The sequence below is a fragment of the Stieleria mannarensis genome (assembly GCF_014154935.1).
In the GTDB taxonomy this organism is placed as follows: domain Bacteria; phylum Planctomycetota; class Planctomycetia; order Pirellulales; family Pirellulaceae; genus Stieleria; species Stieleria mannarensis.
This window is the reverse complement of the sequence record NZ_JACEHH010000007.1, coordinates 1-25,669: the sequence shown is the minus strand read 5'-3', so window position 1 is coordinate 25,669 and position 25,669 is coordinate 1. Positions and strand designations below refer to the sequence as shown.

Sequence of the window (25,669 nt, the reverse complement as noted above, 5' to 3'; positions counted from 1 at the left end):
ATTCTGCGCGACGGCCCGGAAGGGTCGGCGTACAGCGAGTAGCGATGAATGTCATCGGACCATTTCATCACTCATGGACCCGGCTTGCAAGCAATAATTCGGAACTCAAGATCCCGATCAGCATCCAGACGACCCATGGCCATTTTTCGTCGGATCGGGCAACGCCGTCGGGGGCGTACTGCTGGCGTCGATCTTCTTCGTCGGTTTTGACCACATGTTCAGGCAATCCCAAGACCTGGCGGAATTCGTCGATTTCATACCGATTGAGTTGCGATTCGGCGGGATCGACGTTTCGCACGACCAGTGATCCCGATTCCATCCGGATCCCGGGAATCTGATCTGGGTGGTCAATGGGATGGGTTTCAACCCTTTGCAGGTCCTCCAACTGGCCGGTCAACCAAGCGGCCAGCTGACGCATCAGCGGGACGAACAAACGATTTTGTGGCCAGTCATTCCAGCTGCGGTCGGCGGACGTTGCGATCAAGACAAATCGGCCCTTTCCGACCGAGTGGCTGACCGCCAACGGCCACCGACGGCCGCGCAACAGCACGGTCGACTTTGGGTCGACCGATTTGATCGGCAGCACACGGTTGGCCGTCAGGCTGCGCAGATCTCCGTGCTGTGGATCCGCAAATGGACCGAGGGCGGGATGGCTGGAATCAAACTCCGTCACCGTGGCAACGCCGTCGGTCGGGCGGCCGAGAGTGGCTTTTCCCAGCAGACCGGCGGCGACTATGCTGTCGTGCACGACGTCCGCGGACCGATCGCCGGGAAACCAAAGAGCATTTCCCCCGGACTGAACAAACGCTTTCAGACGTTCGGCGTCTCGATCGGTAAAGCGACCGACGTTGGTGATGACGATCAAACGAAAGCCTGCCAAATCCGGAAAACCCGAGCCACGGTCCCAGACCAAGCGTTCGACCTCAAACGTTCTGGGCGGTCCGTCGCCGACCGCCGTCTTCAACCGCAGCGCGGTTTCAACAAAATAGGTTTCGTTCTCCCATGGGTGCGCTCCCGCATCGCCGTCGATCAGCAACAGGCGGTCCGGAAACCTCGCTTCGAATGCCAACGCGCGTTGATTGTCCCAATGCATCGGATCGTCGTGATCGACCGAAACGATACCTTGATAGACGCCCGGGCTGTTGATCGGCAGTTCCAGGCGAATCGATTGTCGCTGGCCCGCATCGAGCGCCAGCGGTCGGACGTTGGCGATCGTACCGTCGGGGCCGTCAAGTTTGATTTCCAGTTCCGCGTCGACCAGCGGAAACGCTCCGTGGTTGACCAGTTGTACGTCCACGCTGACCGGAACGCCGGGGCGAAGTTCCACTTGGGTCGCGGTGACGGATTCAATGGCAACGTTCTGCGCGATCGCCGGAGCAGGATTCTCGATTCGAATCGGGACGTCGGTCGGAAATGCGGAAACGTCGACTGATGGAGCAGCGATCGACTGTAGATCGCTCAGCAGCATCAAACCTTGATCGGATCGCTGGGACGCAGCCAGCAAGTCCGTCGCCCAGGCAAACGCGTCGTCGTATCGTGTCGCCATCGCGGAGGGCGAGATGGCATCTAGGTCGGCGAGTGAAACCGGTTCAACTCCGCCGGCGTCGAACAGTCCCACATGCACGTGCACCTTTGACCCGAGCGAGTCGAGGAACGCTTTGGCTCGCTGGATTGCCAACTGAATCGCCGACGTGCCGCCAGCCGATCGGACCGACATGCTGGCCGATCGATCGATCAAAACAACGACTTCACGTGTGCTGCCGTCGGCCGGCGTCTGGGGAAAGAACGGTCTGGCAAATAGCAACCCCAGCAGCAAGACCGCCAGGGCTCGTAGGGCCAGCAGAATCCAACGCTGGATTCGCTGTCGGCTCTTGGTTCGTCGGACGACTTGTTTGACGAATCGGATTGATCCGATCTCCATTGCGATCGCCTTCTGACGCAGCAGCAGATGGATCCACAGCGGCAACGACATCGCCGCGGCGCCGGCCGCCAAAAATCCGAGGTGCATCAGGTTCATCGAAGGGATCGATTCAGGTGTCGCGTGTTAAAAGAGTTCGCTGCGGACTCGGAAGTAATCTCTCAACGCGGTCGGCAGCGGAGTGACTGCGTTGATCGTGACGTAGTCGATTTCGTGCAATTGGCACCGCGTCTTCAATTCGGCTTGCCACTGGTCGACTGCGGCGACAAATTCGTCGCGGATCGCTTCGGCCTGGGTGACAATTTCTTCGCCCGTTTCGATGTCGCGAAACCGCACCGGACCTGACACAGGCATGGAAGATTCCAGCGGCGTCAAAACGTGGAACACGATCATTTCGTGGCCGTAATGTCGGAAGTGGGCCAGGGCGTCGGCGAGCCTTTCCTGCGGAAAGTAGAAATCGCTGATCAGGACCTTCAAACCCCGGCGTGGCGACAGTTCCGCGATTTCATGCAACACCCGTGGGTGATCACAAATCGGATGTTCACGCGATTGAGCGAGCTGATGTAGGAATTCCATGCGATGATCCGCCGTCCCGCGAGGCCGCAAATGGGTCAGGATTTTGTCGGCGAACAGTGTCAATCCGATGGCGTCACGTTGACGAAATGCCAAATGGCCGAGCGACGCGGCCAACATCGCCGCGCATGACCATTTGCGTTCGGCCGTCATGCTCCGACTGGCGTCGACGATGAATTGAACCTCCACGTTCGTCTCGGCATCGTATTCCTTGACGAACAGTTTTTCGTGTCGTCCGAAGAGCCGCCAATTGATGTGCTTGAGATCGTCACCGGGCATGTACTCGCGATGCGACGCAAACTCGACGGAAAACCCGACGAAGGGACTTTGGTGCAAACCATGCATGAAACCTTCGACCACACGATCGGCGATCAATTCCAGGTCGTCGGTTGCGCCCAAGAGATCCGCCGACGTCAGTTGCTGCGGTGAGACTAGGGACGTGCTCATGACGGCGTCGGTACGGTTTGGACGATTTGCTGGATGATCTGGTCGACGGTGACGTTTTCCGTTCTCGCTTGGAAATTCACCGCCAACCGATGCCGCATGACCGGTGCCGCGACGGCGCGAATGTCTTCAAAATCGACGTGGTAGCGTCCCCGCAAAATCGCACGCGCTTTGCCGCCCAGGACCAGACACTGCGTCGCGCGGGGGCTGGCACCGTAGCGGATGAAACGGCTGATCTGTTGTGGCGAGTCGGGCGAATCGGGCCGCGAGGCGGTGACCAAATCGACGGCATAGTCGATCACGTGATTGGCAACCGGGACACCACGGACGAGCGACTGGAGTTGCAGCACTTCGTCCAGCTTTAAAATCGGGTTCAGTGTCACGTCGGCATCGCCCGTGGTCGCTTTGACGATCTCCGCCTCTTCCGTTTTGGACGGATAAACGACCGGAATATTGAACATGAACCGGTCCAGCTGTGCTTCGGGTAACGGATACGTCCCTTCCTGCTCCACCGGGTTTTGCGTGGCGACGACGAAAAACGGTGGCGGCAGGTGATAGGTTTCGCGGCCGACCGAGATTTCTCGTTCCTGCATCGCCTGCAACAACGCCGCTTGCGTTTTCGGAGGGGCGCGATTGATCTCGTCGGCGAGCAAAAAGTTCGTGAACAGCGGCCCGCGGAAAAACTCCAACTGTCGGCGTCCGGTTTCGGGGTCCTCTTCGATGATGTCCGATCCGGTGATGTCCGACGGCATCAAGTCGGGGGTGAATTGAATCCGGCTGTATTCCATTTCCAACATTTTCGCGAGCGACCGAGCGATCAGCGTCTTGCCCAGTCCAGGAACACCGATCATCAACGCGTGGCCGCGGCACAGCATCGCGATCAGCAGGCTGTCGATCACCTTGTCCTGGCCGATCACGACACGGCTGATCTCGGTCTTCAATTCGGTACGTGCCTGTTGCAACCGCGCGACGATCTCGGGATGGTCTCCCGCGTTCACATCGTCGGTGTTCGGATTTTCGTGATTCATTCGCTGTTCGCTTCGGATCCGGCGTTGTCGATGTCGTGGGGGGGCAATTTCTCATTCAAACGGATGCGACCGGCCAGGAATCCGTCGATCGTCGCGGCCGCGGCATTGCCGTCAGCGGAGAGTGTCGCAACGTCGGCCAGTTGGTCCGATTCCGATGCGTTGCCGTCACCGTTATCATCCAGCCGCGGATGCTCGGTCGGAACAAGCCCTTGTTCGTCATAGTAACGGCGGACTTGGTCGGCCGTGTCACGAAAAAGTTCCAATAGCGTCGTCGGCGTGGGATGATTAACTTGCGGTGCACGGTCGGCGTTTTCTGGCTGTCCCGATGAAGCGTCGTCGGACACGATCTGTGCTTTCATCACGTCGGCGAGGGCTTGAGGGAACCGTGTTTCGTTGACCTCTTCGTCATCGGTCGCCGCGATGACCACTCGGCCGGGCAAAGAAAACGCTTTGATGAACCGCCCCGAGGCCGAATGAGTCAGCCAAAAAACTTGCTCGCCGGCTTTGAGATCGGCAAATAGCCCGGCCCAATCGGAATCATGCAGATCCGGCCCCGGCAGGTGAAACCAGCCGTGGCGTTGATCTTGGCTGCCGTGCCCGAGCAGAAACACCCACAACGAGTCGCGTTTGCCAAGTTGCTGACAAAATTTCGCTGCCGAGTGCCGGATGTTTGTTTGATTCGCAGGCGGTCCCTCACGGTCTCCGCTGTGGCCGAGCGTCGTGATGTGGTCCGCACCAACACCGATCTTGTGTGTCAACCAATCATTCCACGCGGTCGCGATCGCATCGAAACGATCTCTCCGAGCTTCGTCACCCGGCAATCCGACAATCAATAGCACGAATCTCGAACCGTCCGGTCCCGACCCGTTCTCGTCGTTCGCAACTGCAGCTTCCAACGTCGGCTCTGCGGCGACATTCTTGCGATCATCCGTCGGTAAAGGGGCCTCCGCCAGATCCACGTTCCCTTGCGCAAAGCAACTTGAGTTGAAACTCGATGCGGCTAACAGCACCGACAGGGTCGCATTGCGGATCATCTCGCCAGCCGGCCTCATCGGTTCACCTCGACACCACGAACACCGTTGTCCGATCCCCGCCTTGGAAAGCGATGTTCCTGCCGGCGAGAGTTGCTGAATCGAAGGAATTCCGCAAAACAATCGAACCTCTTCATCGGAGAGAGCCTTCCTTCGTCGTCTCAGGACGGATGGTGGGAAAAACACGCCGTGGTTTTCATCATATCCTGCTCGGTGACGCTCATGTCCAAGCAGCGGAGAAGGACTCGTCGCGGAAATTCGCATTGGCCAGCGATTCCCGGAGAAAGCCGCGCCCCGCACGCATCTCCGACGTGCCAGGGAGGATGGGATTGCTTGAGTCATTGCTCGTCAGCCAAACATTCGGCGCACGTTCTTCGAACCGCTAACATGAACTCAGGTGATCGTTGCAATAACAGCCAACAGGCGGTCGATGCGTCGGCGCGACGTGTGATGGCTGTCATGTACACAAGACCAGAGGGCCCGAGCGATGAAACTTGTAGTTAGAATCCTTAATCGGGGAAACGGGGCGCTCGGGAACGCTCAGGTGACGCTGAATTGGGGCTCAAAGACTTGGAGAGTCGACGATTCGGCCTCGATGGGGTGGAAACGGGTGACGCGGTCGCGTGTCGGTTCGTTTGAGGTCAAGGACTGGAACGTCGTTTGGCTATGGGACAAACCCGGCGGCAAAGGACGTAATATCGCGGTGCTGTGGGACGCCCCGCGTGGTCTGGCCGACAAGAGTCGCGGCGACGGTTCGGGTAGGCTGTTCGATCCCGAGGACGCATCGCTGAAACAACGCGAAATCCAATGGACACTCGTCACACCGCCGCCGAATCAAAGCAAACAGCTCAGTCCCAGAAGGCAGAAGTTGGTCACATGGCTCAATACAGAGTTCAAATCCGATGTCAACTACGGGACGACCAAGTACAACGACCTGACCGGCGGCGAGAGTGGACTTGGCGGAAAGAGCAGCAAACCTGGCTACACCAACTGTCTGATCCTGCCGGGGATCGTGAGTGCCGAGATCGCAAAAGAAAAAGGGCACACGGGTAAGAAACTGCTTCCCTGGCTGAAGAAAAATTCTCTCACCGGAACCTACCAAGTTCGCGACCGCGGGAGGAAGCTTGGCGCGTGGATCAGTGCCGCCGACAGTAAGAAACGCCCGATCCCCGGTGACATCTTTGCTCTGCTCAAGAAGGGGGCGACCCATCACGAGACCGATGGGATCGGTCACGTCGGTGTGTTCTTGGAATATGTCTCTGATACTAAGTGGAAGACCGCCGACTTCGGCCAAGGTGATTCCGGATACACCGGCCGCACACTCATCCGCGACTACGATCCGACCACCGGAAAATTGACCAGCCCCAAAACCGCCAAGCCGCCTCGGGTGTTGGCCGGTTGGGTCGACCTGGATCTCTACTTCAAAGGATCAAGTTGACCGACATCACTCAATGAAAAAGCGTGGCCGCCGGCAAATCATTGCCAACGGCCACGCTGTCTTCGTTTTCGACAATCATTCTGCCCCGAATCATTCTGCCATTTCGTCCGCGTTCGATTCGTATGAATCGAAGATGGGCGGCGACGATCCGGTCAGGTTGCTTGACACGCTGGTGCGAATTAGCGACGTCGACGACGCATGCCCATGGAAAACAGTCCGACGCAGGCAAAGCTGAGCATGGTGGACGGTTCCGGAACCGTGCTGACCGTGATGGATGTTTGCGCGAGTTGCGATCCCCCTGCATCAAAGGCGGAGAGTCGGATCTCATAGATGCCGCTTTGATTGGAATTGAACGGGAAGCTCGCGCTGTCAAAGAACTCCATGTTCCAAGAGTTTTGCGCCAGGTTGTTCGCACCGATCAACGTCAGGTAATCGGCTCGATTTCCAGCACTCGTTCCGCCACCGTTGACCGTCGAGTTATCGCCGATTGCGTGATCGGCGTAGTCGGGGTCAGGGACGTTGATCGGGTCAAACGCCTGGAAGTTCGTGCCGATCGATGGATCAAAATCAATTTCCAGCAAGTAATTCAAGTCACTAAGGTTGCTCCCGCTGCTGGCAAGGTAGTCCGAGTTGATCGACCACTCGAAGTTCCACTTCGCCGAACTCGATGAATTCGGGGCAAATCCGAAACCAGGTGACGGTTGGCCTGGATCGAATGTGTAAACGCCCGCTCCGTTGCTGTTGAAAATGTTTTGTGGTTGGTTGTTGTCATCGAAACGAACCTTGGCTCTCAAACCAAGTTCAACGCCGTTGTTCTGGTCGATCGTCCAACTTCCGTTCAGATTCCCGCTGCCGAAAATCACGTTGTTTGTCACAGTGCCATCGTAGATGGTGCCGGCACTGGCGCTCGTGGCACACATTGCCGAACACAATACGAGAAACGCGACCGTCGTCTTTGTCATGAGGATTCCTTCTTGAGGTGGGTGGGGGAGAGAGAAGCGATACTGTACTGATCTCCAGGCCGAATGCGCGCGTTCGCGCCGCGTTTCTACCGGCTTCATCAAATCTTTTTCTCCGCCATAAACCAACAAGCTTGCGGCGACAATCACTCTTGCTGCAGAAGGTTACTCACAAAAATGGGGGCGTCGGGCGGAACAAGATGCCTCGATGGAATGGCGTTGAAGATGACGATCCAACGCCGGGAAGATCAACCATCCGCACCGCATCCGAGTCACACGGTGCACTCGCCGGTCGGGTGATCTTGATCTCGATTTCAAGAGATCGAACGGACAGGCGTCGGGGAATGAAAAAGCGTGGCCGCCGGCAGGTCACTGCCAACGGCCACGCTGTCTTCGTTTTCGACAATCATTCTGCCCCGAATCATTCTGCCATTTCCTTCGGCGATGATTCTTCGGTCTCAGTTCCGACGTTCGAGGAACGTCGATTGTCTAATTGACGGAATTGATCATAGCGGAAGTCGCCAAGACTTTCGGGTTTCGTTGGCCCTCTCTGGTGTTTGCTTGCTGCGCAAACGCCGTCTCTCCCCGAGGGAGCGAGTTTGGGATCGGTTGTCGAGTCCTGTCTGTCATTGAAATGACGTTCCAACAACAGTAGAACTCGACCCAATCGACGATGATGACTCCGCTTACTTGGCGAAGCGATAGATGCACTCGCCGCGCGTGTTTTCGGTGAAGTAGTAGATTTCACCGTTTTGATCTTCGCCAAAGCCGAGCACTTGGACGCCTTCGGGAATCACCTGCTCGTTGGCGGTGGCGCGTTTGGTTTCCGGATCAAACGACAAGGCCCAGACGACTCCGGTGACGTAGTCGGCATACAGGTACTTGCCATTGAGTTCGGGCAGCCGCTGGTTGCGGTAAACGCGTCCGCCGGTGATCGAGCGGCCGATGCGGTGGTCGTATTGCCAGACCGGATCGATCGGATCACTGACGCCGGGGACCGGCGGGCGGTTGCCGAAGCTGTTGGTGCCTTCGCGATTGCTCCAGCCATAGTTGCCGCCCTTGGTGATCACGTTGACTTCTTCCCACAACTCCTGGCCGACGTCGCCGATCCACAGCTCGCCCGTCTCGCGGTCGAACGCCAATCGCCAGGGGTTGCGAATGCCATAGGCATAGATTTCCGGTCGGGCATCAGGGGTTTTTACAAAGGGATTGTCGGCGGGGATGCCATAGCCTTTGTCGCCCGAGGGATTGTCAACATCGATCCGTAGAATTGAACCGAGCAGTTGCGAGCGGTCCTGGCCGGAGGCCTTCGGGTCGTTGCGATCGCCGCCGTCGCCGAGTCCGATGTACAGGTATCCGTCGGGGCCGAATTCGATGCTGCCGCCGTTGTGGTTCTTATACGGTTGAGGAATCTCCATCACGATCCGCTCGGTGGCGGCGTCGGCCGTGTTCGCATCGACGGTCGACATCCGAAACTCGCTGACGACCGAACGATTGTTGTCGGCGTCGGAGTAATAGACGTAGAACGTTTGGTTGTTTTTGAAATCGGGATGCATCGCCAGACCGAGCAGCCCTTGTTCGTTACCGCCGCTGTTTATCCAGTCGGCGACTTCGCGGCGCATGTCCATCACCAGATGCGACTTGACCGTTGCGGGATCATTTTCGAATGTCCAGATCCGGCCGTCCTGCGAGGCGATGAACACGCGGTTGGATCCGTCGCGCGGGTAGGTCAGTTCCAGGATCCGTAGCGGACGAATCTTGCCCTCGTCGTCGACAGCTTGCCATTGATCGAGTTCCAGATTCGGAAACGCGAGTTCGCCTTTCAGGTCAAGCTTGCCGTCGATCGGTTGGGGGACGCTGCCGTCGGCGTCGATGCGACGCACTTTGATGTTGCGAAACGCGACTTCGTCACCGTGGTCTTGCAGACAGATGTGCCCGCTGCCGGCTTTGCCAAACGAGGGGAACTTGGAAAACTTGCTTTCCGCGACGCGTGCGTTCCAATCCTTGTTGCCGATTTTGAAGGTGTAGTAACGCACGCCGTTCAGGCAGACTTCACAGCCTTGGGGGGCGATCCGCACGTAGATCTGGTTCCACTGACCGGCCGGACGCGAGGCGTCGACGGGGCCTTGGTTGGCCGACCAACGCGGCGCCGCGGGTTTGTACAACTGGTACAACCAACCCGCTTTTTGTGGGTCGTGACCGTCGACGTTGTCTTGGATTTGAATCTCCGGGCCGCTGTGCCAGGGTTTGGGGTTGTCTTCGGTGACGTGGAACATCAACCCGCTGTTGCCTTCGGGGCTGATCTTGTAGTCGATCAACATTTCGAAGGCGTCGAACTTCTCTTTGGTGATGATGTCGCCGGCACCTTTTGCGCTGCGAACCAGGGCGCCGTCGACGACTTTCCAGCCGTCGCTGATCGCGTCCTTTTGGTAATTCCGCCACGCGTCGGCGGATTCTCCGTCAAACAGCAATTTCCAACCGCTGCGTTTTTCGGCTTCGCTCAATTGGTTCACGCCCGTTTCCGCCCATGCGGAACTCGGGACGCCGACCAGACAGGCCAGGGCAAACGCGACGACACATTTGCCGACAGATTTCAATAACAACATGCAATGATACCGATCAGGGATAGGAGGTAAGGTGGGCAGGGGCGACCATTATTTCCCGAAAAAAGGCCGCCAACAACAACGGACCGTGTGAATTTGTCAACTCTCGCGGGGCCAGCGGGCCCACTCAGCCGTTGCGGAAACCATCGTCTCGCCGATTTGTTCCAATTCGCCGCTCGAAATCACCAGCGGGGGTGTGGTGTAGATGCAGTCCCCAAAGGGGCGGATGAAAACGCCTTGGCGGACGAACAAATCACGCAGACGGTCGACGTGATCGAGCGAATCGACTTGGATCACCCCGATCGCTCCCTTGACCCGAACATCGACCACCCGATCGATTTCGCGGCACGGTGCCAACAACTCGCTGAGGGTGGATTCGATGCTCCGGGCCTGGTCCAATCGCGGTTCCCGCTCGAACAGATCCAGCGAGGCGCCGGCGGCGGCACAGGCCAAAGGGTTGGCCATGAAGGTCGGGCCGTGCATCAACGCTTTGGCCGCGTCGTCGGACCAAAATGCCTCGAAAACTCGGTCGCGGGCCACCGTGGCGGCCATGCCGATCATTCCCGCCGAGAGTGCTTTGCCCAGGCAGATCATATCGGGAACGATGTCCGCCTGCTCGATCGCGAACAGCGTGCCGGTGCGTCCGAACCCGGTCGCCAGTTCGTCGGCGATCAACAGCACGTCGTTCTCGCGGCAGGCTTGGGCGATCGAGCGAAGCACGTCGGCCGAATGGAATCGCATCCCGCCGGCGCCCTGGACCAGTGGTTCGATGAACACGCCGGCGAATTGATCGCCGTGACGGTCCAGCAGTGATCGCAAACGTTCCAGCGAGGCATCGTCGCGGGGGATGTCCACGTTGAACTGCTGCAACAACGCCCCCTCGAACCGCGCGTGCATGCTGCGATCGGGATCACACAACGACATCGCACCGGTGGTGTCGCCGTGGTAAGCATTGGCGAACGACAGAAACCGCGTGCGGCCGTGCTCGCCACGGTTGCGGTGAAATTGAATCGCCATCTTCATGGCCACTTCGACCGCGACGGATCCGGAGTCACAAAAGAACACACGATTGAGATCTCCGGGAAGCATCCCGGCCAGGCGATCAGCCAGCGTCAGCGCCGGTTCATGATTGATCCCCCCGAACATCACATGCGGCATGGTGTCCAGTTGCCGGTGCATCGCATCGACCACGTGTGGATGGTTATACCCGTGGCAGGCCGACCACCAGGACGCCAAGCCATCGATCAGCCGCCGTCCATCCGAAAGGTGCAAGTAGACGCCCTCGGTCCGCTCGATCGCCAGCGGCATCGGCGCCGTTTTCATTTGGCAATACGGCATCCACAGATGTTGGTAACCCCGCTGTTGCCACTCGGGGATCTTGCCGGGGAAGGAATCGATGGAAAGGACCTCGATGGAGGATTGTGGGACAGGCATTTAGGTTGTGCGGGGGGACAGGATTCTGGTGCTCTGCCACAGCTTGGATTGATAGGTACCGGCATCGGAAGGCGAGACGGAAGCCTAACCGACAGGTTGCGTTGATGACAGGCTGGAAGCCTATCCCACGGCGTCTAGCCAAGCGCCGGGAACCTCTCATCGTCGTCATCGGACAAGAAGTCGCCGGCGAGGAAGTCGCTGGCCAGTGCGGCGTCGACCGATCCCATCGTCGCGTCCGATTCGACTTCGGCGGCATCATCCTCGTTTCGGAACAGACGCGCCAGATCGTTGATCACGTTCAATGCGTCGCGGGCGCTGATCAGCCCGTCGGCGTTGGTGTCCAGGCGTTGCATCGATCGCAGTTGCCGCTCCGTGTCCTCCGCCTCGGCTGCGTCGGCCAGGGCGGGCAGATCATCCACATCGACGGCGCCGTAGATGCCCAGGAAGTTGATCACGCGGAGGGCGTCTGAAGGGGTGACCGCGCCGCTGGCGTCGGTGTCGGTCGGTTGGATGCCGTCGATGTCGATTGTCAGCGAACCGAAGATCACTTCCAGCGGCGACACCTCATCATCACGGCCACGCAGCAACAGTTCGGCACCGCGTGATTCGGCCGGGTCGAGCCGGAGCGTGACTTCACCGCCGGCGATCGCGCGGACGCCAAATCGGACCACGGCTTGCGGTTCGCTGCCGGGATGTTCGATCAAGGCTTCCAAGGCGTGGAATTCGTCGATGCCGGACGCGGTGACCGGATCGCCAAAGTCATCGAACTTGCCCAGCAGGACGACCTCGCCGGTCGCTTCGAGTTGGTTGACCGGCAGCGGAAGATCAAACGCGACGGCAAAAACGCCGAAGCCGAATTCGCGCAAATCCCGCGCGGTCACTTCCAGAAAAAACTCGTCGCCGGTTCGGATCGATTCGATCGTGTGACCTTCGGCGTCGGTCGCTTTCAAACCCAGTTGCATGACCTGATCGAGTTGCCGGCTGCTCAGCTGCGCCACGTCGCCTTCGAAGTTTGCCGCGTAACGATACAGTTGGTCGCCGACTGCCACGTCCACGACGACGCCGAACTGTCCGCCCAGTGGGTTTTCGATTCGGTCGCTGTGATGGATCGGCATCGGGACGTCGGTAAATCGCCGCTGGGAAGAAACTCGAACCTCGGACTCGCCGACGCCAAGGTCTTCGGCGGTCTGGGCCACGATCTGCTGGACGGCGCGGCGAACGTCGGCGTCGTCGAATCGGTACAGGGTCAACGTGACGGTCGCGGTAGCACGCCGGGAGCCTTGTTGCAGGACGTACTGAAATTCAAACGTCCCTTCGCTGCCCAAGGCTTCGTCGGTCAGACGCAGCACGTTTCCGCCGGTCGCGATCTGCACGCCGGCCGGGGCGTCGATCAGTTCCGCGATCCGGGCGTCGCCCAGGGCGTTGACGACGTGGTCGTTTTCCAACACGTCCAAGTAACGGTCGCGCGCGTCGGAGTTGCGTCGGAAAACGTCATCGACGGCGTTGGGGGCTGGCAGCGGTTCGCCCAGCGGCGTGACGATCGTGTGATCGAGGTCGTCCCAGCGGTATTCCGTGAGCTGGTCGATGTGTCGCAACAGCAAGCGGTTTTCGTCGACGTCGATTTCTAAGACATGGGAAAGTTCGATCGTGGCCCGCTGGTGGAAATGGCCCGAATCGTCGATGTCGCCGACGACGATCTGTTTCGCTTGGTGGGCGATCTGTTCGGGGCCGAGTCGGACCAGGGTCGGAACGGATGACGAGGGGGAGAAAATGGCCAACGCCGCATTGCTGGGAATGTCGTCGGTGACGATCGAATGATCCTCCAGCGAAAGCGTCAGCAACTCCGCTTCCCGGTGCTCGACCGCGGCGTCTCCATCAAAGCGGGTGGTGTACGATTGCCGAACGATCGCATACCGGTCCGGCGTCAATTCGGTCACGTCGGTGATGCCGGGAAAGGTCTGGTTGGGAATCCCCGGCAATTCGATTCGCGTGACGCGGCTTTCGGCATCGATGTCGATCGACGGGTCGGTGTCAACGACCAACAGACTGTTCCGGCCGTCGGCGACGACCACCGCATGCTCGCCTATTTCGACCTTGACTTGGCTGTTACGTGTCGCGACCGGGACGGATTGGAACCGTTGCGGTTGATCGTCGGACAAATCGATCAGCGCGACCGAGAATCCCGCTTGCGGGCCGTCAACGACTGCGGGAAACAGCAGGCGTTGATGCTGTCCAAAAACCACCGCCGTCTGTCCGTCCTCGGAAATCTCTGCTTGCAGGTCCGAGTCCGCCGTCAACTGCAGCGAGGCAATTTTGACGATGCTGTCGTCGACGATGCGGTATCGCACCAGGAAGTGAGGCGACTCGTCGGGCGTGTAGGACAATCCGGTCACGCCCGCCGGGCCGTTCTCGTCGCTCGTTTCGGTTTGGATCATCTGTTCGACAACCAGCAAGTCGTCTCCGACGACCATGTTGTCCGTGACCGGGTGGGCGAGCTGGCCGGCGGCAATGGGTGAGATCGAGTCGCCGTCGACATCATAGACCGTGACGCGGACCGGCGGCGGCAGAAACGGTTGCGGCGGAACATTGAGCGGCTGGGAGGTCGAAACGAATAACCGGTCGTCGCGGTGGGCGACGCCCGCCAGTCCGCCGTCGAGCCGGACGGTGGATCGGTCGGCAAAATCATCGCGCGAGACGACCAGCAACACGGTTTGCAGATCCGTTGCGCCGGTCGAATCGCCGCGCGGCGACGGACCGATCGCGATCACCAACTGGTCGGTCAGAATGACGTTGGCGGGCGAAAACTGCAGGTCGATCGCGACCGCTTCGGCGAGGCTGTTGTCGTCTTGGCGATTGAACAGGTGCAGCGTCGCCGGTGCTTGTGCATCTTCCACGACACCCGACAACGCGTCGTTGCGGACCGCAGCCACCAGGTTTCCGTCTTCGGCCAACAGGTCCGTCCCAAAAACCGGCAGGATGAACGGCAGCTGGTTGGTTGCCCCGCCCAGGACACTCGGTGGGGTGTCGGCCACGGCCGAAAGACCAGCCGGTGCAATCATTCCGGCCACAGGAGGGGGCGGCTGGTCGGCACCAATCCGCTCGACCGGATCACTGGCCAAGCAGACATCGCCGGCAAGCAGCTGACGGGGTTCGAGGGATTCGAGCCGGAAGCTTCGCGAATTCATGGTGGAATCCGAGAGGAATCGGAGAGTGGACGGATGCGTTGAGGGTTCAGATGAGCGGGACCGGCAAAAGGTTCCGCCACCATCCTAATTGCTCACCTGCCGATTCAACGCTGCAACTCACTGGCGAAGTCCCAAGATCAGCGTCGGTGGTTCCGATGATCCGTCCTCCTTGGACGCGAAGGTGACGATTTCGTCGCCGACCGAACCGGTCAGGATCAGGGTCACGGAGCGATGGCTGGCCTGGGCGATGAATTTGGCCAACGCATCGCTGGAGATCAGCAACCGTTCGGTGCTGCGTCCGACCTTTTGTTCAGCCAGTAAAGGCAATTGCTCCAGTCCTTTCTCGGACAACGAATTGCCCCAAACGATCTTGGTTTCTGGCCAAACGTCGCTGATCGGATCGCTCAATCCGTACACGCGGATGGATGCATTGGGGTCGCGTTTGGTCCCGGCGAGTGTCAGGCTCAACTCCGCGGTCTCGACCGGTAGCGGTTCCTGTTTTTTGTTGCCCCCACGATTGCGGTTGTTTGCTTGCGCTCCGCCCTGGTCAGCTCGCAACGTCTGTATCCAAAACCGGGCGTAAATGTGTTGCACTTGGACGCCGCTTCGGGTCTGAATGTACAGGACCGGTTTTTCGCCTTGCGGATCATTGAATCCTCCGCCGCGTTTGACCGTGGCGTCGGCGCCATTGTTGTCGGATGTCTTGATCGCGACGGTGCGAAGCGAGGGTGCCTCCGCTGGCGGGGCCGGTTTGGGGGCAGGTTCTGGCGGGCCGGGCGGAGTGGATTTCGGGGGCGACTTCGCCATCGCCGGATCGGGGGTCGGTTTTTCGGCCGGTGTGGAAATCGAAGGTTTGTCGCCCGGCGGCGGACCGGTCGGTTTGGAGGCCACGTTGGCCTGATTGCGGACGGTCACGACGACGCGATCCAGCATGCCGAGTTTGCGCTTTGAGGCTTTGTTTGAGATCGTCAATTCGACGTAAGGAGCTTTACCGGCGACGTCCGAGTCCACGGCGTATTCGAAGATCGCTTTTTTCGGTTTTCCGCCGTTCCAGTTCTCGTTGCTGGAAAACTCGGCCAACTGATAGCGGATCGGCGGTCCCGACTTGTCTTTAAAACCCAGCACGACACGGTAGTCGCTCGCGCCCGGCCCTTGGCCACCTGTGTTGATGCTGATTCGGAACGCATCGCCGGCCTTGGTCTGATGATCAAACGTGTCGCTGACCAAGACCAGTTCGCTTTTCGCCCCGGCATACGCGTACGTCTTCGCTTGCTCGTTCTGCGCGTTGGGGTTTCGCTTCCAGCCGCCGTCCTTGCCCGAAAGCGTGGCCGTCCAGTGCTTGAGTTTCAGTGGTCCGGATGCCGGATCGCCCTGTTCAAACGAGCCATTGTTTTTCGTGTGGCTGAGCAGCCATTTGAATCCCGGTCCGCCGACGCCCTTGACTACGTTGGCTTTGACTTCGGTGGCCGGCGGCAAGGGGGGCTGGGCCGGCGGGGTGTCCTTTTGGGGTGGGCCGGATTGTTGTTTGGAGGGCTGCGGGCGCGAGGGTTCGTTGGGCGTGTTGGACGCGCGTGACGGCGCCGGTTCAGCTGCCGGTGCCGCGGCGACATAGACCGCTTCTTCTTGTTGCTGGCGGGCGATCGCGCTGGAGTCGCTGATGTAGACGATGGTCGGGATCAGCACCAACAGCAGCACGGCGACGACGCCGACGGTGATCCAGATGAGTTTCGAATTGGTGGTGGCGGCCGATTCGGCGGCGGGTTTCGGTTTCGCTGCGGTGTTGGCGGCGGCAAACGTGCCCGATCCCATCGGTCCCTGTCCCAAGGGACCCTGCGCCGCTGCGGTTTGTGGCACGGTGACGGCGGGGTGGGCGCCCGAGGAACCCACATCGCCGGCCAGCGGAGTCGCGGCGGCGAGCACGTCGGGCAGACTTTCAAAGGGGTTGGGCGGTGCTTCTTCGGAAATGCCCCAATCGGCGCCCTCGGATCCGTCACGATTCTTTTTGTTGACCGCTTGTTCCAGCCCCAGTTGCAACTGGCTGATCGCCTGGGCCACCTCGGATTTCTTTTCGCATTCGACTTCCACTTCGTCGAGCGCCTTTTCCAGATCCGCGGCGCTGGCGTAGCGATCGCGCGGTTCTTTGGCCATCAGCCGATGGATCAGGTCGGCCAGCGGTTGGGGGATGTCGCTGTTGCGTTCGATCAGCGGCTTGGGGGCATGGGCCAAAATTGCGATCAACTGTTCGGCGACCGTCTTGGATTTCAGCGGCAGTTTCCCGGTCGCCATTTCGTACAACACGACGCCGGCGGAATACAAATCGCTGCGGTCGTCCAGCGGTTCGCTCCGCGCCTGCTCGGGCGACAAATAGCCGGGAGTGCCCACGACCGCGCCCCGTCCGGAAAGTTGGTCGACGGGAGTGGAGGCGAGTGCCAGACCGAAATCCAGAATCTTGATGCGGTTGGTTTTGGTGTCCAACCAGATGTTGGCCGGTTTGATGTCGCGGTGGACGATCCCCTGTTTGTGCGCCGCGTCCAGTCCCCGGGCGATGTCGCGGGCATAGGCGATGATCTGCTGGTAGTCGGGTTTGCCGTGAAGCTGTTGGTAATTCTCCAGCGTCGCCCCTTGCAGCAACTCCATCGCCATGAAGGGCGTGCCCTTATGCTCGCCGACTTCAAAGATGGTGGCAACGTTGTCGTGGTGCACCGCCGCCATCGCTCGGGCTTCGCTGATAAACCGTTTTCGGCTGCCCGGCGTGCTGGCGATTTTCTTGTTCATCACCTTCAACGCGACTTGGCGTTTGAGCCGAATGTCCTCGGCCAGAAACACGTATCCCATGCCGCCCTTGCCGAGTTCGCAGAGCACGCGGTAATGGCCGAGCGTGCCGAGATGGTCCTCCGAATCTTTCGGCGGATCCAGAAAGTCGTGTTGGATGCCGGGCGACGTCATCGCTGGAAATTACGACCTGAGCGGTGAAAGGAAATCAGAAAAGTCGAGTCCGACTCGCTGCATCGGCGAACGACACGGGATCCCTAGTATACACGTTTCCCGCGCCGGGACCGCACCGGGGCATGGGGCGACAGAAATCGCCGTGCGAACGTAGCTACCTTCGCCAGAAGGTGGATCCCCCGTGCATCCCACGCGCTGGCGAGCGTAGCTACGGCCAAGTGACGCTATCCAGCAGGTGGTCGACCGCTACTCAATTCTCGAATTGACGCTTCGTTCCGAGCGTCGTCGCGTGCTCCGAACTCGGCGGATCGAAAAAGCGAGGCGTTTTCCGGCGCCGACCTCGGAGAGGACGGCGACTGCGCGCCCCTCCCCCTCACACGGGCCGATCGGCCGTTCCGTCCAGTTTTTCCTGCAGGTGATCGATCACCGTTTGCAGGACCTTGAGGCGGGCATGCGGTTTGTTGTTCGCCTCGACCAGGATCCAGGGGGCTTTTTTGGTGCTCGTGTACTGGATGATGTCCTGACCGTACTGTTTGTAGGCTTCCCACAGTTCGCGGTTGCGCCAATCCTCTTCGGTCAGCTTCCAGTGCTTGTAGGGTGATTTTTCACGCTTTTTAAAGCGTTTTAGCTGTTCGTCCTTGTCAATGTGCATCCAGAATTTCAGCAGCAGGACGCCGTGGTCGACGATTTGACGTTCGAAGTCGTTGATTTCGTTGTAAGCCCGCCGCCATTCGTCTTCGGTGGCGAATCCCTCGGCGCGTTCGACCAGCACTCGTCCGTACCAGCTTCGATCGAACACCGAAACATTTCCCGCAAGTGGCAGATGACGCCAAAAACGCCACAGGTAGTGGTGCGCCCGTTCCTCTTCGGTCGGCGCGGCGAACTGAAAGACCCGGTAGGTACGGGCATCCAGACTCCAGACCGTGCGACGGATCGCGCCTCCCTTGCCGCCGGCATCGGGGCCTTCGAAAACCAGCACGGTCGATTGCCCTTCGGCCTGTGCCTTGCGACCGAGTTCGCCGAGTCGGGCTTGGACGGCGGGAACCGTTTTCTTGTAGTCCGACTTCGGCACCGAGAGCGACAGATTCAGTGCATCGAAAACGGTATCGACCTTGGGCATGTCAGGGCTGGCGACGCGGGTCGGTTCATGCGGGTCGGCCGCCTTCCGCTCCTGGGCGTCCAAGTGACGGGCCAGTTCGGCGGCGATGATTTCGCCGACACGAAGGTGCCGAAAGTTCTCGTTGCCGCCTTCGACGATGTGCCATGACGCGGCGCCGCGATTGGTCCGTGTGATCAACTGCTCGGCGGCCGCGATAAAATCGTCATAGTGTTCATGGTTGTTCCAGTCTTCCTCGCTGACCTGGTAACTCCTTAGCGGATCGGCCTCGAGTTCCTTCAGACGCTCCTCTTGCTGTGTTCTGCCGAGGTGCATCCAGAATTTCAGGATCAAGGCACCGTCGTCGACGAGCGTGTTTTCAAAGCGGATGATTTCCGAAAGACGATTGTCGAATTCCCGCTCGTCGATGTGGTCGTAAACCCTGCCCAGTAACGGGCGAGAATAACGGCCGCTTAGAAACAGGCCGATGCCGCCTTTGGGCGGCATGTCGCGCCAGTAACGCCAAAACCGCGGCCGGGCCATTTCGGTATGCGTCGGTTGCTGGTAACCGATCGTGCGGATGAACCGCGGGTCCATCCACATGTTCAGCATGTTGATCGTGGTGGCCTTGCCGGCGCCCTCGACGCCGGCAAAGTCGATCAAGACGGGGAACCGTGCCAGTTCGTGCGTGCGGTACTGCAACGTCAGCAGCTTGGTCCGCAGTTGGACCTCCCGTTCCTTGAATTCGCGCTGGCTCACGCGCTGACCCAGTTCCGCTGCGTCGAACATGACTGCTCCTTGAAAGCCGCTGCTTGAAAACCGCTGTAAGTTCGTCGAGAATCGTTTTCCGGTTTCAAGCGGTAATCGATCGAGCTTTTGATAACCCGTGGACGGCCAAGCCTAACCGAAACCGCTTGCCGCTTCCACGTGTCCGTCCGGGCCGGTGTTCGCACCCACTGCTTCGTCGTCACAGTGACGTTTCGGCGGAAAAAGGGGTGAGCGGGGCGGCCAATCTTTATCTCGCCGCCACAAACCCGGGGCTTGCGCCCGTCGGCTAATCGTTAGATGGTTCATTTCGATTAAATCAACAGGCCGCTTTCGCCTCGTGCTCGACCGCTTCGTGCTCGCCAAGCTCATCGATCCGTTCCTCCGCACTGGGGATGGACTCTTTTCAGGCGTCTCGTCGGGAGAAGAGGCACGCGGCAAATCCGCGGCACTAGTGTACAATCTGGAATCCCCCAATCGCTTCTCCGCTTCTTGAACGGAACGACCGTGTCTGCAGACCGGTTCGCAGTGCAGCAATCAACACGAGCCCGACTTCCTCAGTTCTGTCGCTCAATGATTTTTAGAAGAGATCCTCGGCAGCGACTAGTACATCGTTCACTTCAACCGTCAGCCGGGCGTTGCGGATACAGTGCTTGACGAGAACGTGTCCCAGTTCCTGCGGAACATTTTTCGCAAGAACGTGCCGCCCGCTCCCCCCGCGCCCGGCATGATGATGATCAATTTCGACCGGGGATTTTGTGGCCGCTCTGGGATACTCGTGGCAGCTGTTGGACGGCTGCTCCGGTTGTTCAAGTGAAATGGACAGTCGACTTTCGCTCCGCGAAAGCTGCGTCATCGAATCATTTCGCGTTACTTTCGCGGAGCGAAAGACGACATTGATTCTGTCACGAACGACTGGGTGATGGGGGCGGCTTCTTAATCACAGAGGTCGTCGTTAAGGGCCTCGCAAATGTATTCAAGCTCTTCGGTACACTCGGGGCAGATTTCCAGGTGCTTTTGGATCGCCTGCAACGCTCCCGGAACTCCATCGCCAGTCAGTTGGGCTTCTGCGAATCGGCTCAGTTGGTCTTCGCAGGTCTGGCAGGATATTTCTTCGTCGGCCGTCTTGGCCACGAAGCCGAGCAACGCACGTAACTGTTCTTTTGTGATCTTCATCGCGCTGCCTTAATTGCTTCGAGATCTTCCGCCGAATACCCTGCTGCGATCAGGCCGTCCCTCAATCGTTTGCGAGCGTCAAATCCCAACTTGTAGACCGCGTTGCGACTAGTGTTCATTCGCCTGCCAATTTCGGCTTGCGGCATGCCATTCAGGTGAGCCAAAAGCACTTCACGCTGTTTGTCTGTCAGTTCGTAATTGATGATCCGGTACATGGATTCAACCATTTGTTTCGATAGTGCGATTGCTGCGGGATCGCTGCCGGATGGGCTGCGCGATTCAACCTTCGCGGGGTTGTGGCTGAGCATTTGATCCAGCGAAGTGTCCTGCCAATTGAGTCGTCTCATTTGTCGCAAAGCGGTACGAACCGCCAATGTCGTTGCCCACGAAGTGAATTTGCTTTCGCCGTCAAACTGGCGGATGGATGCAAGGATCGTTGCCAATGAATCCTGAACCACGTCATCGACGAACGACGAATCTGCTTTAGGGCGACTCTTGAATGCCCGTTTCACTCGCACTTTCAGCAGTTCGCCGAGTTCAACCAACGCGGCGTCCTGCTCCGGGCCGACCCGGGTCAATTTATCAACCCAATCATCCAATTTCGTATGCCCTCGTGACAACAACCGCGGCTAACGCTCGGCGGTCAAACTTACTCAGCACTCTGCCGTCCGAACAATGTTACCTGATACCACGCTTGGTCAGGAACTGGCGAACCTTCCTGGCAATAAAGACACCTTCTTCTTCCAGTGCAAAATGCCCCGTATTGAGGATGTTGTAGTCGACGTCGTTCACGTCGCGACGATACCCTTCGGCTCCTGGGACGGGAAAATATGCGTCGTGTTCGCCCCAGACAATCAATACGGGCGGTTGATTGTCTCGAAGATACTTTTGCCAGGCAGGATAGTGCTTGATGTTGTTCTGGTAGTCATAGAACAAACCAAGCTGGACCTGATGCTGGCCTGGACGTGAAATTTTCATGTAGTCCAGATTCCAGTTATCGGGCGAGATCCCGTCGGGGTTGCGGGTCCCGTGAGTGTACTGCCACTTCATTCCGTCAAGCGTAAACACGTTGTCGATAATCGTTTGTTCGTTCTCCGGCGTTTTGTCTTTCCAATACTTCATAATGGGAGCCCAGCCGGATTCAGCAATCCCTTCTTCGTATGCGTTTCCATTTTGAACCAACAAGGTCTGCACACGCTCAGGGTGAGTCGTTGCGATACGAAACCCGATGGGGGCACCGTAGTCCTGGATGAACAGTGAGTAGTTGGAGACCTTGCGCTGCTCAAGAAACGTGTTCATCGTTTGGGCGATATTGTCAAACGTGTATTCGTACTTGTCTGCTGAAGGGGAATCGCTTTCTCCGAAGCCCGGGTAGTCTGGAGCGATCAAGTAGTAGGCGTCCGAAAGGTCACGAATCAGGTTGCGATACATGTGTGATGACGTTGGGAAGCCATGCAGCAGCACTATTGCGGGCCTGGCCGGATCGCCGGCTTCGCGAAAGAAGATTTTGATCCCGTCCACCGTTTCATACCCGTATCGAACTTCTGGCAGGTTTGGTTTCGACTCGATGGGTTTTGCCTCGTCTGGGCTTGGGCTTGGGCTTGGGCTTGGGCTTGGGCTTGGGCTTGGGCTTGGGCTTGGGCTTGGGCTTTGAGCGTTGGCTGTGGCAGTCATGATGGATCCCACTAGCAGAATTGTTAAAGTGAAGTAGGCGGTCGTCTTTCGTTGCATGGTTCTCTCGTATGAGGGTGGTTGTTTTGGGCTGATGAGCTATCGAGCAATGCGCGTCCTGATGCTGTGAGCGGCATAACCGTTGGCACGAATAGTGGTGCGATGACTGAGAGGCTTCTTACTGCCGCGTCCAAAAAAAATGGTCTTCCGGAAGGTCGATATACAGCTAGCGTGACTCACCCGAACTACGCCGACGACCGTGCGGTGGGGTTGATTGTGGTCCCCAAGGCCGGCGATCAGACTTCCAACTTTTTTCTTCGCCGACGGACCGTTAAGCATTGATCGGTCAGGCGAATTCCGGAGCGAACGCGAGGGGCAAGTCGTTTTGCCCCTATCGTTTTGCCCCTCGTTCGTTGCCCACTCGTGCAACACACACTAAAAACGGACGGCGCGTCGGTTGCATCGCCCGCTGCGCCGAAACGTGTCAAGTACGCCGCGGCGGTCAGATTCACCGCAGTGCAGAAACGGGGGCGTGAGTATGCTTGGACTGGATCATCCGCGTGCGGTTCTGCCGGACGCGACTCGCCTCGGCGCGGTCAGGGCGAAAACGAATTGCCAACGAAAAAATCACGTTGCGGCGAGCAGTCGCCGATGGCATCCGAACAAGACTTCGTTCAGAATCGCGGTTGCGTTCGTGGGAGCGTGAACGTTCACGAACCGAAGCGGGGCACTCCGTCGGTCGTCCGATCCATTGGCCTGCCACGCTCGACGATTCCCTATTTGCGTTCCGGTTCGATTCGCTTCGGCAATCCTCTTCCCAGCCCTCTTCCCAACGACGATCATTTTTGAATCCGGTGACCTGCGTTGGCTGTCTGTCGCCGAGTTCATTTGCCTGGTGGTCACGGTTTTTCGGCCTCGGGCAATCGCTGTGCGTCGGCTATTTCGTTTGCCCCGAACCTGCCATTTTCCTCGATTGTCCTGCCCTGTATGCTTCGGTCGTCCAGGCGTCGACTTCGATCGCCCGCGGCGCTGGATGACAGGGCCTCCTCTTTCGTTTGGAGGGGCCGCCGAATTCCCGATCTTTCTGACTGAAACACAATGAGCCAATCCACTCCTGGCCCCGTTTCCGCCGCATCGGTCGCTTCCGATGCCGCCCCCCTGGCCCCGGTGACCGTGAAATTGCCCGATGGGACCACCCACCAGCATCCCGGCCACACTACGCCGATGGACATCGCGACCGGGATCAGCGAGGGATTGGCACGCAGCGTGATCGCGGCGGAAATCGACGGACGCATCGTTGATGCCGACCGTCCGCTGGGCGAGTTGGACGCCGATGGTCCGCTGTCGCTGCGGCTGTTGACCAGCCGCGACGGCGACGCGCTCGATGTGCTGCGTCACTCGGCCGCCCACGTCATGGCCCGCGCGGTGATGCGGCTCTACAAAGGCGTCTCGCTGGCCTTCGGACCGACCACCGAAGGCGGCTTCTACTACGACTTCGATTTGGACGTCCCGATCAGCGAAGACGACTTCCCCAAGATCGAAGCCGAGATGAAGGCGATCATCAAACAGAAAGAGCCGTTCGAACGGTTCGTGCTCGATCGCGACGAGGCGAGAAAGCTGTGCGATGACCTGGACCAGGACCTAAAGGTCGAACACATCGACACCGGGCTGGCCGACCAAGCGACCGTCAGTTTTTATCGTCAAGGCGAATTCGTCGACTTGTGCCGTGGCCCCCACATCCCCGACGCCGGCAAGATCAAGGCGATCAAATTGATGAGCGTCGCCGGGTCGCACTGGAAAGGCGACACGTCCAATCGCCCGCTGCAGCGACTTTATGGCACCGCGTTCTTTGACAAAAAGGAACTCAAGGCCTACCTGGCACAGATCGAAGAAGCCAAACGCCGGGATCACCGTGTGTTGGGCAAGCAGCACGGCCTGTTCGCGATCAACCCCGAAGTCGGCCAGGGGCTGTGCCTGTGGTTGCCCAAAGGCGCCCGGGTGCGCGTCACCTTGGAAGACTTCCTCCGCCGCGAACTGCTCCGCCGCGGCTATGACCCGGTCTACAGTCCGCACATCGGTCGGGTGGAATTGTACGAGACCAGCGGTCACTTTCCGTATTACCGCGACAGCCAATTCGCGCCGCTGTTTGGCAGCGAAGTCGGCGCGCTGTTGGATGCCTGGGCCAATCGACTGGAAGCCGGCACCATCGATACCGACGGCGAAGACAAACTGATGGCGGCGGCCGAAGTGCTGGGCGTCGAGCTGCCCGATTACAAGCCGTCGATGTCGGCCGAGCAAAAGCGCGAGGTACTGCACGAGTGGCAATTGAACAACGAGCGGTATCTGCTGAAACCGATGAACTGCCCCCACCACTGCCAGATCTTCAAAGCACAATCGCGATCCTATCGTCAGCTGCCGTTGCGGTTGTTCGAGTTCGGAACCGTCTATCGACACGAACAGACCGGCGAACTGAATGGCATGTTGCGGGTTCGTGGGCTGACCCAGGACGACGCGCACATCTTCTGCACCCAAGATCAAGTCGAAGACGAATTTCGTGCGACGATCGAACTGACCAAGTTCGTGCTGCAATCGGTCGGTTTGGATGACTATCGTGTCCAGCTTTCCTTGCGCGACCCCGACAGCAGCAAGTACGTCGGCAGCGAACAGCAGTGGGACGCCGCGGAAAACTCGCTGCGTGGCGTGTTGGAACAAAGCGGCATGGAGTTCAACGAGGAGCCCGGCGAAGCGGCGTTCTATGGCCCCAAGGCGGACTTCATGGTCCGTGACTGCATCGGACGTTCCTGGCAGCTGGGCACCGTTCAGCTGGACTACAACCTGCCCGAGCGGTTCAAGCTGGAGTACAACGGCAAGGACAACGCGGCGCATCGTCCGGTGATGATTCACCGCGCGCCGTTCGGTTCGCTTGAGCGGTTCACCGGCATGCTGATCGAACACTTTGCCGGCGCGTTCCCGATGTGGCTTTCGCCCGAACAGGTTCGCGTGCTGCCGCTGAGCGACAAGTCGATCGACTACGCCGTTCAGGTTGCCAAGCAGCTCGACGAAGCGGGATTGAAGGTGACCGTCGATTCGACCGGTGGAAAGGTGCAAGCCAAGATCCGCAACGCCCAACTGGACTTGGTCAACTACATGGCCGTCGTCGGCCCGAAGGAAGCCGAGACCGGCCAGATCGCACTCCGCGACCGGATCGACGGCGACCTCGGATCGATGCCCGTCGCCCAGGCGATCGCCAGGCTGACCGACGAAGTCAACAACCGCACCGTCCGTCAGGCCGTGACGGCCAAGTAGGGGGTGCAGCGCCCGCGGTGCGGAATACGCCGACGGGCAATGGTGGGCAAGCTGCCTGCCGGGTGACCGCCGCAGCTTGGTTATCGGTTGGGCTGG

Annotated in this window: 16 protein-coding genes; 2 read left to right on the top strand and 14 right to left on the bottom strand. The window is 59.2% G+C overall.

Annotated elements, in window-relative coordinates; genetic code table 11:
- Positions 1 to 67 precede the first annotated feature (67 nt).
- The 4 genes from H1B37_RS06735 to H1B37_RS06720 are packed head-to-tail and all read right to left on the bottom strand — an operon-like array spanning position 68 to position 5,015.
- Entirely contained in the window at positions 68 to 2,017 is a 1,950-nt protein-coding gene (locus H1B37_RS06735) for a BatA domain-containing protein (protein ID WP_182865873.1), read from the bottom strand.
- A 27-nt stretch (positions 2,018 to 2,044) separates the two neighbouring features.
- The gene (locus tag H1B37_RS06730; RefSeq protein ID WP_182865872.1) at positions 2,045 to 2,938 is read right to left on the bottom strand and encodes a DUF58 domain-containing protein; all 894 of its coding nucleotides are present in this window, start codon (positions 2,936 to 2,938) and stop codon (positions 2,045 to 2,047) included.
- A complete protein-coding gene (locus tag H1B37_RS06725) occupies positions 2,935 to 3,963 on the bottom strand; it encodes an AAA family ATPase (protein ID WP_182865871.1) in 1,029 nt (342 codons plus the stop codon). The genes H1B37_RS06730 and H1B37_RS06725 overlap by 4 nt, the downstream gene beginning before the upstream one ends.
- On the bottom strand, positions 3,960 to 5,015 hold the full coding sequence (locus H1B37_RS06720; RefSeq protein WP_182865870.1) for a hypothetical protein: 1,056 nt from the start codon (positions 5,013 to 5,015) through the stop codon (positions 3,960 to 3,962). Before H1B37_RS06720 ends, H1B37_RS06725 begins: the two co-directional genes overlap by 4 nt.
- A 523-nt stretch (positions 5,016 to 5,538) precedes the next feature.
- Here H1B37_RS06720 and H1B37_RS06715 point away from each other — a divergent pair.
- Positions 5,539 to 6,432, top strand: a complete 894-nt coding sequence (locus H1B37_RS06715) for a hypothetical protein (protein ID WP_182865869.1) — start codon at positions 5,539 to 5,541, stop codon at positions 6,430 to 6,432.
- Between the two features lie 179 nt (positions 6,433 to 6,611).
- Here the strand turns inward: H1B37_RS06715 and H1B37_RS06710 are convergent, their stop codons facing one another.
- The 10 genes from H1B37_RS06710 to H1B37_RS06665 all read right to left on the bottom strand — a co-directional run bounded on the left by H1B37_RS06710 (position 6,612) and on the right by H1B37_RS06665 (position 22,270).
- Positions 6,612 to 7,394: a PEP-CTERM sorting domain-containing protein gene (locus H1B37_RS06710; protein WP_182865868.1), complete on the bottom strand. Its 783-nt coding sequence runs from the start codon at positions 7,392 to 7,394 to the stop codon at positions 6,612 to 6,614.
- A 683-nt stretch (positions 7,395 to 8,077) separates the two neighbouring features.
- The gene (locus tag H1B37_RS06705) at positions 8,078 to 9,997 is read right to left on the bottom strand and encodes a PQQ-dependent sugar dehydrogenase (protein WP_182865867.1); all 1,920 of its coding nucleotides are present in this window, start codon (positions 9,995 to 9,997) and stop codon (positions 8,078 to 8,080) included.
- A gap of 96 nt (positions 9,998 to 10,093) precedes the next feature.
- Positions 10,094 to 11,428, bottom strand: a complete 1,335-nt coding sequence (locus H1B37_RS06700; RefSeq protein WP_182865866.1) for an adenosylmethionine--8-amino-7-oxononanoate transaminase — start codon at positions 11,426 to 11,428, stop codon at positions 10,094 to 10,096.
- 134 nt (positions 11,429 to 11,562) lie between these two features.
- A complete protein-coding gene (locus H1B37_RS06695) occupies positions 11,563 to 14,613 on the bottom strand; it encodes a dockerin type I domain-containing protein (RefSeq protein WP_182865865.1) in 3,051 nt (1,016 codons plus the stop codon).
- Positions 14,614 to 14,730: 117 nt separating this feature from the next.
- A complete protein-coding gene (locus H1B37_RS06690) occupies positions 14,731 to 17,559 on the bottom strand; it encodes a serine/threonine protein kinase (protein WP_182865864.1) in 2,829 nt (942 codons plus the stop codon).
- Between the two features lie 373 nt (positions 17,560 to 17,932).
- Positions 17,933 to 19,444, bottom strand: coding sequence for a polyphosphate:AMP phosphotransferase (gene pap, locus H1B37_RS06685; RefSeq protein WP_182865863.1), 1,512 nt, complete (start codon positions 19,442 to 19,444; stop codon positions 17,933 to 17,935).
- 556 nt (positions 19,445 to 20,000) lie between these two features.
- The gene (locus H1B37_RS06680) at positions 20,001 to 20,276 is read right to left on the bottom strand and encodes a hypothetical protein (RefSeq protein WP_182865862.1); all 276 of its coding nucleotides are present in this window, start codon (positions 20,274 to 20,276) and stop codon (positions 20,001 to 20,003) included.
- Between the two features lie 80 nt (positions 20,277 to 20,356).
- Positions 20,357 to 20,596: an anti-sigma factor gene (locus H1B37_RS06675; protein ID WP_182865861.1), complete on the bottom strand. Its 240-nt coding sequence runs from the start codon at positions 20,594 to 20,596 to the stop codon at positions 20,357 to 20,359.
- Positions 20,593 to 21,195, bottom strand: coding sequence for an RNA polymerase sigma factor (locus H1B37_RS06670; RefSeq protein ID WP_182865860.1), 603 nt, complete (start codon positions 21,193 to 21,195; stop codon positions 20,593 to 20,595). The genes H1B37_RS06675 and H1B37_RS06670 overlap by 4 nt, the downstream gene beginning before the upstream one ends.
- A gap of 79 nt (positions 21,196 to 21,274) precedes the next feature.
- A complete protein-coding gene (locus tag H1B37_RS06665; RefSeq protein WP_182865859.1) occupies positions 21,275 to 22,270 on the bottom strand; it encodes an alpha/beta fold hydrolase in 996 nt (331 codons plus the stop codon).
- 1,095 nt (positions 22,271 to 23,365) lie between these two features.
- Between H1B37_RS06665 and thrS the strand changes: the two genes are divergently transcribed.
- A complete protein-coding gene (gene thrS / locus H1B37_RS06660; protein WP_182865858.1) occupies positions 23,366 to 25,573 on the top strand; it encodes a threonine--tRNA ligase in 2,208 nt (735 codons plus the stop codon).
- Positions 25,574 to 25,669 lie beyond the last annotated feature (96 nt).

Bases quoted from the DNA above. Each gene is read 5' to 3' on its own strand.
- H1B37_RS06720 (WP_182865870.1), bottom strand. From the start codon at position 5,015: ATGAGGCCGGCTGGCGAGATGATCCGCAATGCGACCCTGTCGGTGCTG.
- H1B37_RS06665 (WP_182865859.1), bottom strand. From the start codon at position 22,270: ATGACTGCCACAGCCAACGCTCAAAGCCCAAGCCCAAGCCCAAGCCCA.
- H1B37_RS06705 (WP_182865867.1), bottom strand. From the start codon at position 9,997: ATGTTGTTATTGAAATCTGTCGGCAAATGTGTCGTCGCGTTTGCCCTG.
- H1B37_RS06690 (WP_182865864.1), bottom strand. From the start codon at position 17,559: ATGACGTCGCCCGGCATCCAACACGACTTTCTGGATCCGCCGAAAGAT.
- H1B37_RS06680 (WP_182865862.1), bottom strand. From the start codon at position 20,276: ATGACGCAGCTTTCGCGGAGCGAAAGTCGACTGTCCATTTCACTTGAA.
- thrS (WP_182865858.1), top strand. From the start codon at position 23,366: ATGAGCCAATCCACTCCTGGCCCCGTTTCCGCCGCATCGGTCGCTTCC.
- H1B37_RS06675 (WP_182865861.1), bottom strand. From the start codon at position 20,596: ATGAAGATCACAAAAGAACAGTTACGTGCGTTGCTCGGCTTCGTGGCC.
- H1B37_RS06725 (WP_182865871.1), bottom strand. From the start codon at position 3,963: ATGAATCACGAAAATCCGAACACCGACGATGTGAACGCGGGAGACCAT.
- H1B37_RS06735 (WP_182865873.1), bottom strand. From the start codon at position 2,017: ATGAACCTGATGCACCTCGGATTTTTGGCGGCCGGCGCCGCGGCGATG.
- pap (WP_182865863.1), bottom strand. From the start codon at position 19,444: ATGTTCGACGCAGCGGAACTGGGTCAGCGCGTGAGCCAGCGCGAATTC.
- H1B37_RS06730 (WP_182865872.1), bottom strand. From the start codon at position 2,938: ATGAGCACGTCCCTAGTCTCACCGCAGCAACTGACGTCGGCGGATCTC.
- H1B37_RS06710 (WP_182865868.1), bottom strand. From the start codon at position 7,394: ATGACAAAGACGACGGTCGCGTTTCTCGTATTGTGTTCGGCAATGTGT.
- H1B37_RS06700 (WP_182865866.1), bottom strand. From the start codon at position 11,428: ATGCCTGTCCCACAATCCTCCATCGAGGTCCTTTCCATCGATTCCTTC.
- H1B37_RS06695 (WP_182865865.1), bottom strand. From the start codon at position 14,613: ATGAATTCGCGAAGCTTCCGGCTCGAATCCCTCGAACCCCGTCAGCTG.